This is a genomic window from Gluconobacter sp. P5H9_a (assembly GCF_018812085.1).
Taxonomy (GTDB): Bacteria; Pseudomonadota; Alphaproteobacteria; order Acetobacterales; family Acetobacteraceae; genus Gluconobacter.
This window is the reverse complement of sequence record NZ_JACRVW010000002.1, coordinates 482,760-498,124: the sequence shown is the minus strand read 5'-3', so window position 1 is coordinate 498,124 and position 15,365 is coordinate 482,760. Positions and strand designations below refer to the sequence as shown.

Sequence of the window (15,365 nt, the reverse complement as noted above, 5' to 3'; positions counted from 1 at the left end):
GCTTGGCGTCAGAGCCATTGCGCTTCCATGGGTTTTCTMCCGGGCCAAAGGCTGAGTTCAGATTGGCGGAACCCATGGCAAATTCATCAAGGTTCAGCTTGCCAAGGAACACCGCACCATCACGCAGAAGGTTGGACGTCACCGTGCTTTCGTAAGGCGGGACAAAATTGCCGAGAATCTTGCTGGCCGCCGTCGTGCGGACGCCGTTCGTGCAGAACAGATCCTTGATACCGAGCGGAATGCCGGTCAGTGCGCCGCCCTCACCTTTCGCCAGAACGTCGTCCGCAGCCTTTGCTGCTACGCGAGCCTGATCGGGCGTACGGGTGATGAAACTGTTGAGGCGACCATCCAGACGTTCGATGGCATCCAGGTGGGCGTTCGTCAGTTCAACCGCGGAGATCTTGCGAGCCTTGAGGGCATCCCGGGCGGAAGCCAGCGTAAAATCGTGCATGCCGGACATTATTCGACCACCTTCGGAACCGTGTAGAACGGACCTTCACGGTCCGGAGCGTTTGACAGCACGTCATCGCGGCGATTGCCGTCCGTGACGCGGTCTTCCCGCAGGCGTGGCGTGGCGAGACCCGTGCCAATCATGGGGGGGACATCTGTGACATCCACTTCGTTAAGCTGTTCCACCCAATCGATGATGGAACCCATGTCCTTCCCGAGAGAGTCTACCTCCCCCGGTTCGAGACCAATTCTCGCCAATCTGGCGATGCGCGTGACCGTTTTCGCGTCGAGCGACATGAACATTCCTGAAAAAGAGGAAATTATGGTAGCTTTTCAGCCGTCAGACAGATCATAACGCCGGGTTATGTCCCTGTTCAATCCACAAGACCTCCGTAATGTTCTTCAAACTGATCAGCGTATCCTTGGGCTGGACCCAGGATCGAAGACGATCGGCGTTGCCCTGACAGATGTTTCCCTCATGCTCGCCTCACCATTCATGGGGTTGAAACGGCGGAAATTGGGGGAAAATGCCAAGGAGTTGGCAGAGATCGTGACGCGTCAGAATGTTGGGGCGCTGGTGGTTGGCTTGCCCCTGTCACTGGATGGATCTTTTGGCCCAGCAGCACGTGCAGCGTCAGATTGGACGGCTGCTCTCTCGGAGCGATTGGGTATTCCGGCGTGCCTGTGGGATGAGCGGCTTTCTTCCAGCGCTGTTAATCGCTTCCTGATTCAGGATGCAGATATGACGCGTGGGAGGCGAGCTGAAGTCGTGGACAAAATGGCCGCAGCCTACATGCTGCAAGGCTGGCTTGATGCGACGAAACCCGATCTTGAGAAGAAATATTTATAAAGAAAGGCAATTGGCTGAGCTCACATGAAACTCACGCCAATCAGAATCCCGAGAATAGAAAGTCCAACCAAAATACACAAAGGCAACATAAGGGTGGAGAGTAGAGACTCTCCCTCTTGCGTTGCATCCAAAGCAATTTCGTCTTCGGTATCGTCGATGTCTGTCTGATCAGTCATGATCAGACAGTACGATATCACGCCGGTACAGGCGAGAAAATTATCTCATTACTCCATCAAAAGCTAAAGTACGAAGAGATGAATTTATAGGATGGAGAATTTTCAAAATATGTTTGAGGTGCTGAAATTCACCTCCCAAACAACGTTGAAAAAATCAAAATGTGTAGTTTTAAAATATTTCTAACAGAAAATAATCAGATGTAATTTTTATTATACGTTATTTTTAAGGCTTCAATCCGAAGGTTTATTCCCTGTGTTGGATTTTCTTTCATTATTTTACGTGGAATATTAATGAGAACATCACGTTTTTGCTGGGAAATCATCATATCTGAATGTCGCGTGCAAACTTCGAGTGTTGCCGCTTTCATGGAAGTGCTCACTCGATCATGTAGTGAAGGGTTTCTTGATGAAGGGTCAGACATGAATTCGGTCCTTCCTTAATTCGGACTGAATTTATCCTGTTTTTCCGACTGTGGCAATTGATACTGTTTTCAAATAAGCTTTTCTCCTCACAGGAGGGCCCTAAAATGGCTGATGAAGAAATTGCTGGCTATCTTATTCGCCGTGAACTTGAAAACGGGGACGATGAATTCTGGAACCCTACAGAAAAGTGGGTTTCTGATCCGGGTGACTCAGAGCTTTATGAAGACGAAGATGAAGCGAATGCCGTTGCTGATCTCCTGAGCGAAAATGACTCATTGGCGATTACCGTCGAAGAAGTATATTTCGATGACGGGGAAGAGGAAGATGAAGCCACAGACAGAGAATAAAATTTTCTCTTAAATGGTGAAGGCCGCACTGCTTTTTGTAGTGCGGCTTGTTTTTTATATTTCGTCCTTAATTCGACAGTATTTTCTGATTTTGTGGTATATTTATTTTCAATATTTTAGAATGACAACGAACAAAAAAAGCGTTGGATCAGAAATTCGCAAAATGATAAAGAAATTCAACACGATGCTGAGCGTCTGAATTTCTTATTTGGTAAATCGTCAATGCCAGATGATATCAAACATATACTTGAGGCTCGAGCCAACAAATTGGCGGGTTACCGTCTTTGTTTGATTGGTTGCAGGCTTCATCACAAGAACAGGTTGAGCTCGAGAAACTTTCGGCTTTAAGCGAGGCATTTGTAGATGTCATTCCTCATGACCCGGCAGGCATCCGAAGTTTCCCCCGAACATGTCGAAAATCGCATGTAAAGAGCGACATTGATTTATAGAAATTATACTCTGCTCTACGGCAGCATTAAAAAATAAATTTTTTCAAGGATTTAGAATGGTGGGCGCGACAGGGATTGAACCTGTGACCCCTGCCGTGTGAAGGCAGTGCTCTACCGCTGAGCTACGCGCCCATTCGTTGAGCGGGCTTTTAACAGCGGCTGTACAGTCTGACAAGACGCTTTTTTAAACACCTCTTCGCCTTTGTTTGAACTTATTGCGCTTCCAGAAATACTTTGTCTGACTCGGAGCGACAATGAAACGGAATGCTGCTTTGGATTGCCTGCGAGGAGCAGCAATCCTTCTTGTGATCAGTAATCACATCGGAATACGTATTCCTCTCCTCCACACCGCATTAGCGAGCTTTCTGCCGCACCAATTTCTGGTGAGTGTGAACTATAATGGTGGGGAAGCCGTAAGCATCTTCTTCGCTTTATCGGGCTTTCTAATCACTACCAGAGTTATGCAGGTCTTTGGAGCACTTGATCGGATCCAACCAGCTACATTTCTCATTCATCGTGCCATTCGTATCGCTCCTTGCCTTGTACTCCTGGTGTGCGTTCTGGGAGTTCTCGATTATATCGGCTTTGAGGATTATCGGTTCTCCAAGCCGGGTCAGAGTTTTATCGGTGCCGCGATGGCAGCTTTCGGGCTTTACTTCAATATTTGGCAGGCGCGGCATGGATGGAGTGTTGCAGGCTGGACGGTCCTTTGGTCGCTCTCGATTGAAGAGCTCTTTTATCTGCTGTTTCCGTTTCTCTGTCGGCTGAATGCCCGGCTGCGCATAGGGCTACTTGTTATACTCGCCGCTGCGGCGCCAGTTTATCAGGCGACACTTAAGGGCAATGAAATCTGGAAAGAGCAAGCCACTCTGACTGGGTTGGCGACGATAGCCTTGGGTGTTCTTATGGCCATTATAGCCGCACGTTATCGTCCAATCGGGCGTTGGCCTGTCGCTATGGGGCTGGCGGGCATGGTGATGACGCTGTTGGAGATGTGTGGCCCCTCATCATGGTGGCCTCTGCTGTCCGATGGCTGGTTTGCTGTCCTCTATGTTGGCATTGCCATGTTGGTTCTGGCGTGCGGCTGGCGTTCCTTTGAGGGGGCTCAATGGAGTTGGTGGATCCGCAGAATGGGGCAACTGTCATATGAGGTTTATCTGTCTCACATGTTTGTTGTCATGGCAGTCGTTCGGATCTGGAGACATAACCACTGGCCTCAAAGTCTAGGGTGGGTCGTTTATCCAGTTTGCCTGATGGTGATCTGGGGTTTGGGTGAAACTGTTTCACGGTTGTTCACCAAGCCGATCTCTCGAATTCTGGACCAGGCACTAACGTCTCGTATTTATCAAAAATCCCCTACCGTTAATTCGGTTAAAATATCTGGGGTACAGCCTTAAATACCTCTTCCCTCGTTGCCGATATTTCATTGCCAGCATGATTAAACTGCATGGCGATTTTAGAGTTCTCGATATTTTGACTACTCCCTGAGCAAGGGAGGCGCTGGCAATGAGAGGTAATGCATGCGTTTCTGTTCGCGTCTGCCTAATGTGATGCTATCCAGAATCAGGCCGCACACCAGTGAAAGTGCCGCAAGGATCATACTGCCTGTGGCAAGGAGTGCTGTAGGGAGGCGCGGTACCAATCCTGTGTGAAGATAGGTCAAAACGACAGGAAGCCCGAGACTTAGGCCCATAATGGTAAAGAGGGATGCGAGGGCTGAAAAGAACATCAATGGGCGCTCCTGCTTCACCAGATTGATAATGGTTTTCAGAATTAGCAGCCCGTCTGAGTAGGTGCGCAGCTTGGAGGCAGAGCCAGGTGGGCGCTCAATATACGTTGTCGCAACTTCCCCGATGGGCATCCCTAATTCAAGGGCATGGACTGTGAATTCGGTCTCTGTTTCAAAACCGGCGGAAAGAGCAGGAAAAGACTTCACGAAACGACGTGAAAATACTCGATATCCGGACAGCATATCACTCAGACGCCGACCAAAAACAAACGTTACCAGGCCTGTGAGCACTTTGTTGCCCAGTACGTGGCCGCGCCGATAAGCCGCTTCCCGGTCTGTCACGCGGGCTCCATTTACCATGTCCAGCCCTTCCGACATGGCGGCCTTGAGCATGATGGGAGCTGCGGCAGCTTCGTAGGTGGCGTCTCCGTCGACGAGAATATAGTAGTCTGCATCGATGTCTGCGAACATGCGGCGGATGACGTGCCCTTTGCCTTTCATCCGTTCTGTACGGACAATTGCTCCGGCGGCTTTGGCGATTTCCCCGGTGTCGTCTGTTGAGTTGTTATCATACACATAAATATCGACGCCCGGCAGTGCCGCACGAAAATCATAAATAACCTTTTGAATGGTCACTTCTTCATTATAGCAGGGTACAAGAACAACAATGCGGGACGAAGAAAATGGATCATTTTCAGAAGGCATTTAGGTGTGACCAATATTGAGAGTGTTTGAAATACCGTATTTGGAATTTATAGATTTCTTCTGCCTGAAACTCAAAGGCTGATATCGTTTTGTATAAACGATGCGCATGTCATCATCTGGCCGATTGCCGCAAAAGCAATGTTCTATGCTGAAGAACGGAATAACAGTCCACTCTTCAGCATAAGTGTAAGCGAAGCTTTCAGAAACCAAACATGTGATCGAGGGAGAAGCCACCTTCCCCATTTTCAAGGCCATGGTACCCGAACAGGCGGCATGTGAGATCGCGGATCAAGATATATCCACCGACACTGGCTCGCTCCAGGTGGGCGCTCTCAAAAAGCTCATGGGGACGAACCATGTAGGAGCCTGATGGCTGGATGCGGATACCCGTCTCGGCCACTAGGGTGCCGTCAGCGGCATGAAGCAGCAGAACCGTTTCGGATTGGTCTGTCCCCTCGATTGAGGCGGGATGGATCAGGCAACAGAAACTACGCAGATGATCATGGCCAAGCTTCAGGAAGAGGCGCGTTGTCAGGCCCGGCGGTGGACCGGAATAGGATTGCGGTTCGGAACGCCATGTCATGAGCGTGTTAAAGATGTGGGCTCCAAAGCTGGTTTCTGCCGCATGATCGGTTTCACGGTTGCGATAGCGCATGAGCGCATGAAGCCAGCCGTCAGCTTCCCCACCGTCGCGGAAATCATATACCAGATCTGCATGCCCTGGCCGGTCTGTCAGGTCATGCAAGGCAATGGCTGTTGAGTGGTTGCGCGGAAGATTGCCAAGGAAGTGGGAGCCTATCAGCTGCCCGGCATCATCGAAAATATCCAGCCGCACAGGAAGCGTTTCCAGTGCCTCGGACATGGGGTTGGGTTGGATAAAGCTTTCAAATTTTGCAGGGTCCAGAATGGGAAATGGCAGCAGAAAGCCTCGGCCTAGCGACGGTGCAAAATTTCTGATGGCTGGGTCCGGGCGGATATTGTCCCGCTCGACATTCAGGTGTGCAATGCGTGTGCGTCCACGCTGCGTTATTTCATAGCGCGGGCGAACCAGATGGCGTCCTGCGCGCATTTCGAGCTGGGTAGGCCATGCGAGTTCGGGAAAGATCTTTCCAACATCGACTGCGACTGTCTCAAACGGACCGATCGCCCGATCAACGCCACGATGTTCTTCCACGCCCATGGGGTTAAAGGTAATGCCTCCCGCCGGGATCGTGGTGGCATGGCTGTTCTGGACCCAGACGGTAAGGGTCTCATCTGCTTCCGGAGCCGGTAGCGTGGCATAACGGACAGATGGCCAGGCATTGGCGTCATGTGTGACGGACAGGCTTGGGTCACCATTCCTGCCCCAGACATCCAGCGCGTATTTGACGACGTCATGCCCGCGCGCGCCGATCACATGAATGAAAAGCTGCCCCATAAACGGCGGCAGGCTGAAACGGTCACGTATTTGGGCGCTATCAATCGTGATGCCTGCGCCAGACTGGGTAACAGGTTGCTCCCACTGGGCGATGACCTGCCCGGACTGATCATAAAGACGTAGCCAGTAACGCAGATCCTGCGAGCCATAATTGGACCAGTAATTAGCCGTCACGATCCGCGTGGAAAACTGATCGTCATCCCGGAAAAAAGCAAAATTCGTCGCGAAATTGAGCTTGTCGAGATAGGGGCGACCACGGACGATCATATCATCGGGCAGGCGTGCCGGGGCGAGAGTGTGCAGTGTGCGCCCGTTCAGGAGCTTGCCCAGACGACCGCGCATTTTCGCGTCATCGAACGAGAGCGCCAGAATGATACCTGCTTCAGTGTCGGGCAGTTTCAAAAGAGCTTGTTTCGCCCCACCAAAGCCGTCGGGTTGGCCAACCTGCTCGGTATCATGAACCAGCACGACGGAAGGTTTCAGTCCCGGATAAAGGGCAACCAGCGTTCGGACGGTGTCTTCGGGGTCGTAAATGACGATTGTCTGCCCGGTGAAAGCCTTCTCCATGCGCGTCAGCGCCTCGGCTGCTAGCGGGTGGGCCAGCGCCTTGTAGAGCACGTTTCCACCCTGTGGACCGAAAGTGCGGATATCGAGCATAGAGGGCCCTTTCAGAGCTTCAGTCGTCGGCGCATTTCTCTCGCCACAGTGGGGGTGTCGTCAAGCGGCTGGACAGACCATGATGTCAAGGTCGGGCTGAATATGCGGACGCGCCCTGCTTCCTCAAGGGTTTGCACAAACCGGCCAATGCGTGCTGACTTGCCCGGAAGCGGAAGAACCATCACCGGTGCAGTCGTAGCGGCAGCTTCAGAAATCATGGAAACACTGTCTGTAGTCACGGCAATCATATCTGCGCAGGCGAGCATCCCGAAATAAGGGTTGTTATCTCCCTGCCCTTCAAGAATGCGGATACCGGCTGGAACAAGTTTTTCCTTCAACACGGCAAGAGCGGTTGGGTCCGTCCGGCGTGAAGGGGTCAGGACAGCCTGCATTCCATTCCGGTTCACGAAAGCGATCAGTCCTTCTGCCATTTTGACTGCTTCCGCCGCCCCAAGAGAAAAGCGCCCGTTTGTGCCGCCAACCAGAATGGCAAGCAAAGGCCGCTCGTCATGTTTCAGACGATCAGCCCATAAAGCACGGGCATAATCCAGCTTCTGGGGCGTGACGGGGTGCAATGCATTGCGAGAGATCAAAACATTCGGGCCATTAATGCCGTCATGACTGTTGGCAACAATAAGATTAAATTTTGTGAGGTCAGTTCGGGGATTTTGAATCTGCACCACGGGCAACCCTTCCCGTTTGGCAACTGCTGCCCCTGCAATGCCTCCCGTCCCACCAATACTGATGATCAGTTTTGTGTCAGGCGCTATGGTGATGGGGGCAATGCGCTTTAAAGGAGACGGCCAGTATCGGGCCGGAATATGATTCCAGGGTCTGCGGATCAGAACGGGTTGAAAGTCCCAGTCCATTCCTGCTTTCTCCGAGAGACCGGCACCTTGCGCACGCATCCCGGCGAAGTCTTCGGCGATGATCGTGGCCTTCATGGTTGGACTCCGAAAAAAGACGCTATTTCCCGAAACGGAAGAAATTTGGCAAGAAGCGGATATGACGATGCCTGAAACACCTTCCATTTCCAATTCTGACGGTTTTGCCGAGTTTGGACTGATCCCCCCTCTTCTGGCCACGCTGGAGCAGGTTGGGCACAAACGCCCGAGCGCGATCCAGTCTCAGGCCATCCCGCCGCTTCTGGCCGGGCGCGATGTGCTTGTCGCATCCCAGACAGGAAGTGGCAAAACTGCTGCTTTCGTGCTCCCCATGCTGCAGAAGCTGAATGAAGGGGAAGCTGCGCCGGGACCACGCGCTTTAATTCTTGAACCTACACGGGAGCTGGCTGCGCAGACTGCGGCAGTCTGCCGTCAGTTAGGGCGTCGCCTGTCTTTGAAAACGCGTGTGATCTGTGGCGGCACACCACGGGATCAGCAACTGCGCACGATCCGCGATGGCGTCGACATTATTGTGGCTACGCATGGACGACTGCTGGACCTGGTGATGCAGGGTGAACTGGTTCTGGAGTATTTGACCTACCTCGTGCTGGATGAGGCTGACCGCCTACTGGATGAAGACTTTTCCGAAAGCATGACGGCGCTGACGCCGTATTTCCCTGATGTGCCGCCGCAAACCGTCTTCTGCTCTGCTACACTGCCAGAGCCGGTTATGGCTCTGGCCAAGCGTGTAACGCGTGATCCGGTTCGCGTGGATGTTGCTGCTGAAACCTTCACGCCAAAGAAAATACGCCAGCGCGCGATGTTTGTGGAAAAAGACGACAAGCCTGAAACTGTCGCACGTATTCTGGAGAGGTTTCCGGGCCGCAGCATGGTCTTTGCCCGCACAAAAGTGAATGTCGATCTGATGGCCAAGGTGCTTCGCCGTCATGACATCAGGGCAGAAACCCTACATGGTGATCGGACACAGGGTGCCCGAAACAAGGCTTTGGATCTGTTTCGACAGGGCCGCGTGCCTGTGTTGGTGACCACGGATATCGCCTCACGCGGGCTGGACATCTCCGATGTTGATCTTGTCATCAACATGGACATGCCGGAAACGCCTGAATCCTATGTTCACCGCATTGGCCGGACGGCTCGTGCGGGCAAGAAGGGCGCTGCGTTCTCTCTCATCAACAGTGATGAGCGTCTGTTCCTGCGCGATATTGAAAAGCACATTGGCTATCGCATTCGTATCGCGACAGAAGACGCACTCGACACCTAAGGTAGATAGCGATCCAGAATATTTCTTCCCAGTTCTTGCCACGCAATTGTGCTGTCAGGAATTGGAGGAATTGGTGGTGGATTTTTCAAAAGGACGGTGATTGCCTGAGCGATTGCCGCCGGCTCCGGTTCACAGAGTACTGCCTGTGAATTGTCAGCAAACTGCTCCGTGAGGCCCCCCACATTCGTCGCAACGATATAACGCCCTCCTGCTGCGGCCATTGCGCCTACGCCACTTTGAGAGGCTTCCCGATAGGGAAGCAGCAATACGTCCGCCCAGCCAATCAGTTGTGACAGCTCATTTTCTGGAACCCACCGATTTTCAACGTGCACTCCGTTGATCTTCTGAAGTTCAGCAAGTTCAGGGCTATCAGGCCCCTGCCCGATAACGCGACATTCGATAGGAATATCAACCTGCGGAAGTGCCGCAGCCAATAGGTCCAGTCCCTTGTAAGGCAGAAGGCGTCCAAACATCAGCAGCTTGGGTTTCCCTTGATGGCTAAACGGCGGAGCGGCGTTCGTCCCGATAAATGGTGGATGGGAAAGTGAAAGGATCCTTTTTCCCTGACACGATGCATCGCCCGACAATGTTTGGGCGACGTGCTGGCTAAAGGTGACCAGACTGGATGACTGTCTGATCAGAATGCGTTGAAGAAACATCTGTAATGGGTAGCCGTCTCCCGGATGGGCACGTGCATCGTGAATGATCGTGATGACCGGCACTCCCGCACGTCGCAGAGCGTGTGCCATAAGAACATCAAGCGGCCCGGGCATTGCACAGATGGCGATATCGGGCCTGTTGCTCAGAATGGCCATGAAAAGACGTGTGATAATCACCGGTGCCTGCAGGAATTTGCAGAACAACCCGAACGCAGAGCGATACGTCCTGAATGTCAGGACATTCGCAGGAGCGTGATGGCTATGAAGGATTTCCGCTTGGTCTGAAAGCGAGAGCTGAACACTGGTTCGGGGAAGTGCACCAAGCCCATTGGCAAGGTCCACTGCGATTCGCGGCCCCGCGCCCCGTTTTCCCCACTGCCAGACAAAAACTTTCCTGGCCGTCACCCCTGAACTCCTGATGCCTGTACCGCTTGCAGAAGGCTCTGGCCGTTCAGTCGATCCTCCACACGCTTCATGGCGGCATTTCCCAGGCGTTCCCGAAGAGCAGGACTATCAGCGGCTTCTCTTAATGCCTGTGCCGCGGATTGAACGTCAGGGTTGGCCCAGCTGGTTTGCGGCATGTCGAGAACGCCCCGTGGATCCCGGGCGGGAGACAGACTGTAGGCGACAGGAAGCCCGCATGAAGTATCCATGAATTCCGCGGTTGCAGACCAGTCCGTGGCGACGACGCAGCGCCCCAGCGCCATGGCTTCCGCCACGACCAGTCCGAACCCTTCGGCCTTGTGAAGGGAAAGAACGATATCAGCACAAGCCATGAACGCCAGCGTGTCTTCGCTGCTGTAATGCGCTGTATCGAGGCGAATATTAGGAGCCCCGTCGATCGCGGCCTGAATGGCGGCCATATCGCCCGGGTAGTTCTCTGTATGGCCAATCTTCAGCAGTAAAATCCGGTCAGGCCGGATGCCGAATGCTTCACGAAAGGCCCGAATGGTATCGATGGGGTTCTTCCGAACCATGCTGGATGCAAGATTAAACGAAACAAGAACAATGAGGGCATCATCTGGTAGGTTGAATGCTACCCGGTCTCTCTGAGAGGGTTTTTGGCCCGCAAGCCCAACGGGGTGTTCCACCACGCGAACCGGGACGTTGAGGGGCGCGATCGCATCAGCGGTAAAGCGGGATGGCACCCAGATTTCATGAACATGTCGCCGGGCGTATGTCCATGTTTTTGGAATGATGGGCAATTCCCATGCCCAATAGCCGATCACTTTCCGGCCGTTCCGAAGAAAGCGTGGCATTCTGAGAAGAACAGAGGGGAGCATTGGCGCATTGAGGTGAATGACAAGAGGGGCGCCTGCCCCGACTGCATCCCCCTCAAGTCGCCGCGTGTCTATATCCCAGGTTGCACAGGGAATGTTCAGTTTGCGCAGAGCCTTCACCATCAGACGAGCCCCTTCGCCCAGTCCTGAACTGCGGCTCAGTTCTCCAGCCACAATAATGCCGGAAGCACGGGATGGATAAGTCTTGCTGATGCTGGGCGCGACGAGGGCTGTTGCCCATGCAAAGAAGCGCCGTCTCGGTTCCTGAGGCAGTTTCTGCCAGATCCTGTGAGCAACAGAAAGATCGGGGTGGCTCACGGCATGTCCTTCAAGGCGTGTTTCGTACGGAGAAAAATCTGTTTCAGTTTAAAATCAGCTGCCGTCACGCCTGCTTCTTTACAACATGTTTCCTGCCTCGAGCATCCGCATCATAAAGCCGTTACAAGCTCTATGGCGACTGGCCAGGAACGTGCTTACACTACAATCCATGACCGATCCACGCACCATTCCTCCCCGGGTTGAGCCGATTCTTGCGGCGCTGGTCTCGTTCGATACGACCAGCCGTCATTCGAACCTGCCGATCATCGAGTGGATTGAAGCCTATCTGGCTGCCCACGAGGTCTCCTTTTCCCGGTATGCGGGTGGAGATGACGGGAAGTGGAATTTGCATGCCATTATTGGTCCTCGGGAAGCCGGAGGAATGGCATTTGCCGGGCATGTTGATTGTGTTCCTGTCGATGGTCAGGACTGGTCCTCTGATCCGTTTGTTCTAAGGGAAGACAGCGGCCGCCTCTATGGGCGCGGCACTACGGACATGAAGGGCTATGTCGCCTGCATGCTGGCCGCAGTGCCAGACTTTAAGGCCTTGGATCTCCTCAAGCCCATCCACCTGCTTTTTACCTGCGACGAAGAAATTACCTGTGATGGCGCCCGACACCTGATCGAGGACATACAGCAGGCGCATCTGCTCCCTGCCCTCTGCATGGTGGGCGAACCGACCATGATGACGCCCGTAATCGCTCATAAAGGGCGCTTTGCTGTTCGCGTGCGGCTAACTGGAAAGCCGGGGCATTCCTCCCTGCCGCAGGGTGGGAAAAATGCCTTGCATGCCATGGGGCGAGCTATCGCTATCTGTGCCGACGAGGCTGACCGCCTTGCTGTGGAAGGTCGGCGGGTTGATGGGTTTGTTCCGCCGTATACAACCATGCAGGTCGGGCTCGCATCTGGTGGCAGTATCCTCAATATCATTCCTGAGCAGGCCGAATTCGATGTTGAGTGGCGGAATGTTCCCGGTGATGAGGGATGCGTCGAGTTTGAGAAGTTACGTGAGGCCCTCTCTCCGCTGGATGAAAGTCTGAGAGAAGATAACCCCGGCGGCGGCATCAGCTACCTTCTTTTGGTGGACCTGCCTCCCCTTGCCCTGGCCGCCGACCATCCTCTGGCAGAACTGACGTGCCAGATCACCGGCAGCAACACGACGGGAAAAGTGTCTTATGGAACTGAGGCTGGGATCTACCAGCGTGGTGCCATGGAGAGTATTGTCTGTGGTCCGGGAGATATTGCTCAGGCTCATCGTCCGGACGAGTTTATTGCGAAGGAACAGCTTGAGCGCTGTGAAACGGTCATACGGGATTTTGCACGGAGAGTAAGCGGGGCGGCATGAGTTGTAAGGCAGGACAGAGGCACCATCCGATACGGCTTCGTCAGCCGCGCCTGACTGAAGACCTGCCCGGAAGCGGCCGTCCGGCTTTTCCACTGACCGTTTGTCTTGATCCACCAGATCTTTCGGCCTGGAGTAGTCCCGCATCTGGAGTTCCCGGTGTCATGGTTTTTGACTCCGGCCGAAATGGCCCGGATGTCGTGATTACCGGCATGGTGCATGGGAATGAATATGCTGGTGGCCATGCCCTGGAGAGACTGCGATGCACTGCGCCTGTTCCTGCAATAGGACGGGTGACGCTGATTCTTGCCAATCTGAAGGCTTTCGATCGCTTTGATCGCTCCGCTCCGATGGCTTCCCGCTACAAGGATGAGGATCTCAACCGACTTTGGCATCCATCACGTTTGAACAGTGATGAACAATCTAATGAACTGGAACGCGCGCGAGAGCTTCGCCCGTTCATCGAGCGTGCGGATCTGTTGCTGGACCTTCACTCGACACTCTGGCCGTCCAATCCGCTTTTCATTGTCCCGCCCAGGCGGCGGTCCAGTGATCTCGCCTGCGCCTTGGCCTCAGAAGCTGGATTACCGACGCTGGTCCTGACAGATCTTGGGCATCACGGAGGTTCTCGCCTGATTGAACATGCGCGCTTTATGGCCGTCGGCGGTACCGGGCGATCCTGTCTGCTGGAAGCCGGGCTACATTGGGAGCCGCAGACTGTTGATGTCATGGAGAAAGTCAGCCGTCGTTTTCTGGCTGAAGCCCTGAATGTGCATCTACAGGGGGGGGCTCAGGATAAAACGCAGCCAGTAAGACTTGCTGTCGTGACGGATAATGTTACGGCAAAAAGTGCAGAGTTTAGTTTTGTTGAGCCTTGGGTTGGAAACACCTGTATTCCAAGAGCCGGTACGGTGATTGCCCGGGACGGCCACGACGCAATCTGCACACCCTACGATGACTGTCTGCTCATCGTGCCCAACCTTCGCCCCAAGCAGGGGCAGCTTGCGGTGCGTCTGGCCAGACGCACCGCAGTCCACCTTAACTCTTAGGCAGAAGCGCGATCATAGATCGGGAAACGACGGCAGAGCGCCTTCACTTCTTCATGGACACGGTTGGTCGTGTCATTGACGTCGCCCTCTTCTAGAGCCGCCGTTAGAACTTCGTCCATCATGCGGGCGATGGTACGGAATTCGTCTTCACCGAAGCCACGTGCGGTTGCAGCCGGGCTGCCCAGACGAATGCCTGACGTGACGAACGGCTTTTCCGGATCGAACGGAATGGCGTTCTTGTTGGCCGTGATGCCAGCGCGTTCCAGAATTTCTTCTGCAAGCTTGCCCGTCACTTTCTTGGGGCGAAGATCAACCAGCACCAGATGGCTGTCTGTTCCGCCTGTCACGATATCGAAGCCACGTAGCTGAAGTTCGTCGGCCAGTGCCTTCGCATTAGCCACAATGCGCTTCTGGTAGTCGCGGAAGTCGTCCTTCAGGGCCTCACCGAAGGCAACGGCCTTGCCCGCGATGACATGCATCAGCGGACCACCCTGAAGGCCTGGGAAGACCGCAGAGTTGATCTTCTTGGCGAGCTCAGCACTGTTCGTCAGGATGATGCCACCACGCGGGCCACGTAGCGTCTTGTGAGTCGTGGACGTCACGATGTCAGCATACGGTAGCGGGCTTGGATACAGGCCAGCGGCAACCAGACCGGCAAAATGAGCCATGTCCACCATCAGATAAGCGCCAACTTCGTCAGCAACCTTCCGGAAGCGCGGGAAGTCGATCACGCGCGGATAGGCGGAGCTACCTGCAACAATGATCTTCGGCTTATGCTCACGAGCCAGCTCTTCCATCTGATCGTAGTCGATCAGGCCATCCTGCGCGCGCACGCCATACTGAACGGCGTTGAACCACTTGCCGGAATAGTTCGGAGCTGCACCGTGGGTCAGATGTCCGCCAGCCGCGAGGCTCAGGCCCAGAATGGTGTCGCCCGGCTTTGCCATTGCCATGAAGGCTGCCTGATTGGCATTGGCGCCGGAATGCGGCTGCACGTTTGCAAATTCTGCGCCGAACAGCTTTTTAAGGCGTTCGATGGCAAGGGTTTCAACGCGGTCCACGTCAACGCAGCCACCATAGTAGCGCTTGCCCGGAAGGCCTTCAGCGTACTTGTTGGTCAGAACAGAGCCCTGCGCTTCCATCACGGCAAAAGATGCCATGTTCTCGGACGCGATCAGCTCGATACCATCCTGCTGACGGGTCAGTTCGTCATTCAGGATTGCGGCAACTTCGGCATCAGCCTCTTTCAGAGGCGCGTGGAAAAAAGGATTCAGCGTGGACTGGCTGGCGTGTTCCGACATCGTGGTCCATTCTCCAGGGTGAGTTCGCCCCGTCACTACCGCAGAAT

At 54.0% G+C, this 15,365-nt stretch carries 15 protein-coding genes and 1 tRNA gene; 6 read left to right on the top strand and 10 right to left on the bottom strand.

What is annotated here, in order from left to right; genetic code table 11:
• Window positions 1-460 (bottom strand): amidase (locus KP708_RS04130; protein WP_252348077.1); only part of this gene is annotated, 460 nt, incomplete at its 3' end.
• Entirely contained in the window at window positions 460-747 is a 288-nt protein-coding gene (gene gatC / locus KP708_RS04125; RefSeq protein WP_064275348.1) for an Asp-tRNA(Asn)/Glu-tRNA(Gln) amidotransferase subunit GatC, read from the bottom strand. The genes KP708_RS04130 and gatC, both read right to left, overlap by 1 nt.
• 67 nt (window positions 748-814) lie before the next feature.
• Here gatC and ruvX point away from each other — a divergent pair, with 67 nt between their 5' ends.
• Window positions 815-1,300, top strand: coding sequence for a Holliday junction resolvase RuvX (ruvX, locus tag KP708_RS04120; RefSeq protein WP_215750496.1), 486 nt, complete (start codon window positions 815-817; stop codon window positions 1,298-1,300).
• A 370-nt stretch (window positions 1,301-1,670) separates the two neighbouring features.
• Here ruvX and KP708_RS04115 read toward each other — a convergent pair whose 3' ends face one another.
• Window positions 1,671-1,898, bottom strand: a complete 228-nt coding sequence (locus KP708_RS04115; RefSeq protein WP_215750495.1) for a hypothetical protein — start codon at window positions 1,896-1,898, stop codon at window positions 1,671-1,673.
• Between the two features lie 105 nt (window positions 1,899-2,003).
• Here KP708_RS04115 and KP708_RS04110 point away from each other — a divergent pair, with 105 nt between their 5' ends.
• Window positions 2,004-2,246, top strand: coding sequence for a hypothetical protein (locus tag KP708_RS04110; protein WP_215750494.1), 243 nt, complete (start codon window positions 2,004-2,006; stop codon window positions 2,244-2,246).
• Between the two features lie 506 nt (window positions 2,247-2,752).
• Here KP708_RS04110 and KP708_RS04105 read toward each other — a convergent pair.
• Window positions 2,753-2,827, bottom strand: a tRNA-Val gene (locus KP708_RS04105).
• Window positions 2,828-2,949: 122 nt separating this feature from the next.
• Here KP708_RS04105 and KP708_RS04100 point away from each other — a divergent pair.
• Complete coding sequence (locus KP708_RS04100) at window positions 2,950-4,092, top strand: acyltransferase (RefSeq protein ID WP_215750493.1); 1,143 nt, start codon at window positions 2,950-2,952, stop codon at window positions 4,090-4,092.
• An 80-nt stretch (window positions 4,093-4,172) separates the two neighbouring features.
• On the opposite strand, the gene KP708_RS04095 is transcribed toward KP708_RS04100, so the two are convergent.
• From KP708_RS04095 to KP708_RS04085, 3 genes are all read right to left on the bottom strand, one after another.
• A complete protein-coding gene (locus tag KP708_RS04095; protein WP_215750492.1) occupies window positions 4,173-5,129 on the bottom strand; it encodes a glycosyltransferase family 2 protein in 957 nt (318 codons plus the stop codon).
• Between the two features lie 199 nt (window positions 5,130-5,328).
• Entirely contained in the window at window positions 5,329-7,203 is a 1,875-nt protein-coding gene (locus KP708_RS04090; RefSeq protein WP_215750491.1) for a hypothetical protein, read from the bottom strand.
• Between the two features lie 11 nt (window positions 7,204-7,214).
• Window positions 7,215-8,147 carry a mitochondrial fission ELM1 family protein gene (locus KP708_RS04085; protein WP_215750490.1) on the bottom strand — a complete coding sequence of 311 codons (933 nt, stop codon included), beginning with the start codon at window positions 8,145-8,147 and terminating at the stop codon, window positions 7,215-7,217.
• Here KP708_RS04085 and KP708_RS04080 point away from each other — a divergent pair.
• Complete coding sequence (locus tag KP708_RS04080; RefSeq protein WP_064272880.1) at window positions 8,131-9,369, top strand: DEAD/DEAH box helicase; 1,239 nt, start codon at window positions 8,131-8,133, stop codon at window positions 9,367-9,369. The genes KP708_RS04085 and KP708_RS04080 overlap by 17 nt on opposite strands.
• Here the strand turns inward: KP708_RS04080 and KP708_RS04075 are convergent.
• Together KP708_RS04075 and KP708_RS04070 are read right to left on the bottom strand one after the other, a co-directional pair.
• Window positions 9,366-10,433, bottom strand: a complete 1,068-nt coding sequence (locus tag KP708_RS04075) for a glycosyltransferase family 4 protein (protein ID WP_215750489.1) — start codon at window positions 10,431-10,433, stop codon at window positions 9,366-9,368. The genes KP708_RS04080 and KP708_RS04075 overlap by 4 nt on opposite strands.
• Window positions 10,430-11,626 carry a glycosyltransferase family 4 protein gene (locus tag KP708_RS04070; protein WP_215750488.1) on the bottom strand — a complete coding sequence of 399 codons (1,197 nt, stop codon included), beginning with the start codon at window positions 11,624-11,626 and terminating at the stop codon, window positions 10,430-10,432. The genes KP708_RS04075 and KP708_RS04070 overlap by 4 nt, the downstream gene beginning before the upstream one ends.
• 169 nt (window positions 11,627-11,795) lie before the next feature.
• Between KP708_RS04070 and argE the strand changes: the two genes are divergently transcribed.
• Both argE and KP708_RS04060 read left to right on the top strand, forming a co-directional pair.
• A complete protein-coding gene (argE, locus tag KP708_RS04065; protein ID WP_215750487.1) occupies window positions 11,796-12,971 on the top strand; it encodes an acetylornithine deacetylase in 1,176 nt (391 codons plus the stop codon).
• 161 nt (window positions 12,972-13,132) lie between these two features.
• Complete coding sequence (locus KP708_RS04060; protein ID WP_252348076.1) at window positions 13,133-14,017, top strand: succinylglutamate desuccinylase/aspartoacylase family protein; 885 nt, start codon at window positions 13,133-13,135, stop codon at window positions 14,015-14,017.
• Here KP708_RS04060 and glyA read toward each other — a convergent pair.
• Complete coding sequence (gene glyA, locus KP708_RS04055) at window positions 14,014-15,318, bottom strand: serine hydroxymethyltransferase (protein WP_215750485.1); 1,305 nt, start codon at window positions 15,316-15,318, stop codon at window positions 14,014-14,016. The two genes, KP708_RS04060 and glyA, sit on opposite strands and share 4 nt — an antisense overlap.
• Window positions 15,319-15,365: the final 47 nt, after the last annotated feature.

Coding starts and splice junctions, on each gene's coding strand:
- gatC (WP_064275348.1), bottom strand. CDS start 747: ATGTCGCTCGACGCGAAAACGGTCACGCGCATCGCCAGATTGGCGAGA.
- ruvX (WP_215750496.1), top strand. CDS start 815: ATGTCCCTGTTCAATCCACAAGACCTCCGTAATGTTCTTCAAACTGAT.
- KP708_RS04115 (WP_215750495.1), bottom strand. CDS start 1,898: ATGTCTGACCCTTCATCAAGAAACCCTTCACTACATGATCGAGTGAGC.
- KP708_RS04110 (WP_215750494.1), top strand. CDS start 2,004: ATGGCTGATGAAGAAATTGCTGGCTATCTTATTCGCCGTGAACTTGAA.
- KP708_RS04100 (WP_215750493.1), top strand. CDS start 2,950: ATGAAACGGAATGCTGCTTTGGATTGCCTGCGAGGAGCAGCAATCCTT.
- KP708_RS04095 (WP_215750492.1), bottom strand. CDS start 5,129: ATGCCTTCTGAAAATGATCCATTTTCTTCGTCCCGCATTGTTGTTCTT.
- KP708_RS04090 (WP_215750491.1), bottom strand. CDS start 7,203: ATGCTCGATATCCGCACTTTCGGTCCACAGGGTGGAAACGTGCTCTAC.
- KP708_RS04080 (WP_064272880.1), top strand. CDS start 8,131: ATGATCGTGGCCTTCATGGTTGGACTCCGAAAAAAGACGCTATTTCCC.
- KP708_RS04085 (WP_215750490.1), bottom strand. CDS start 8,147: ATGAAGGCCACGATCATCGCCGAAGACTTCGCCGGGATGCGTGCGCAA.
- argE (WP_215750487.1), top strand. CDS start 11,796: ATGACCGATCCACGCACCATTCCTCCCCGGGTTGAGCCGATTCTTGCG.
- KP708_RS04060 (WP_252348076.1), top strand. CDS start 13,133: ATGGTTTTTGACTCCGGCCGAAATGGCCCGGATGTCGTGATTACCGGC.
- glyA (WP_215750485.1), bottom strand. CDS start 15,318: ATGTCGGAACACGCCAGCCAGTCCACGCTGAATCCTTTTTTCCACGCG.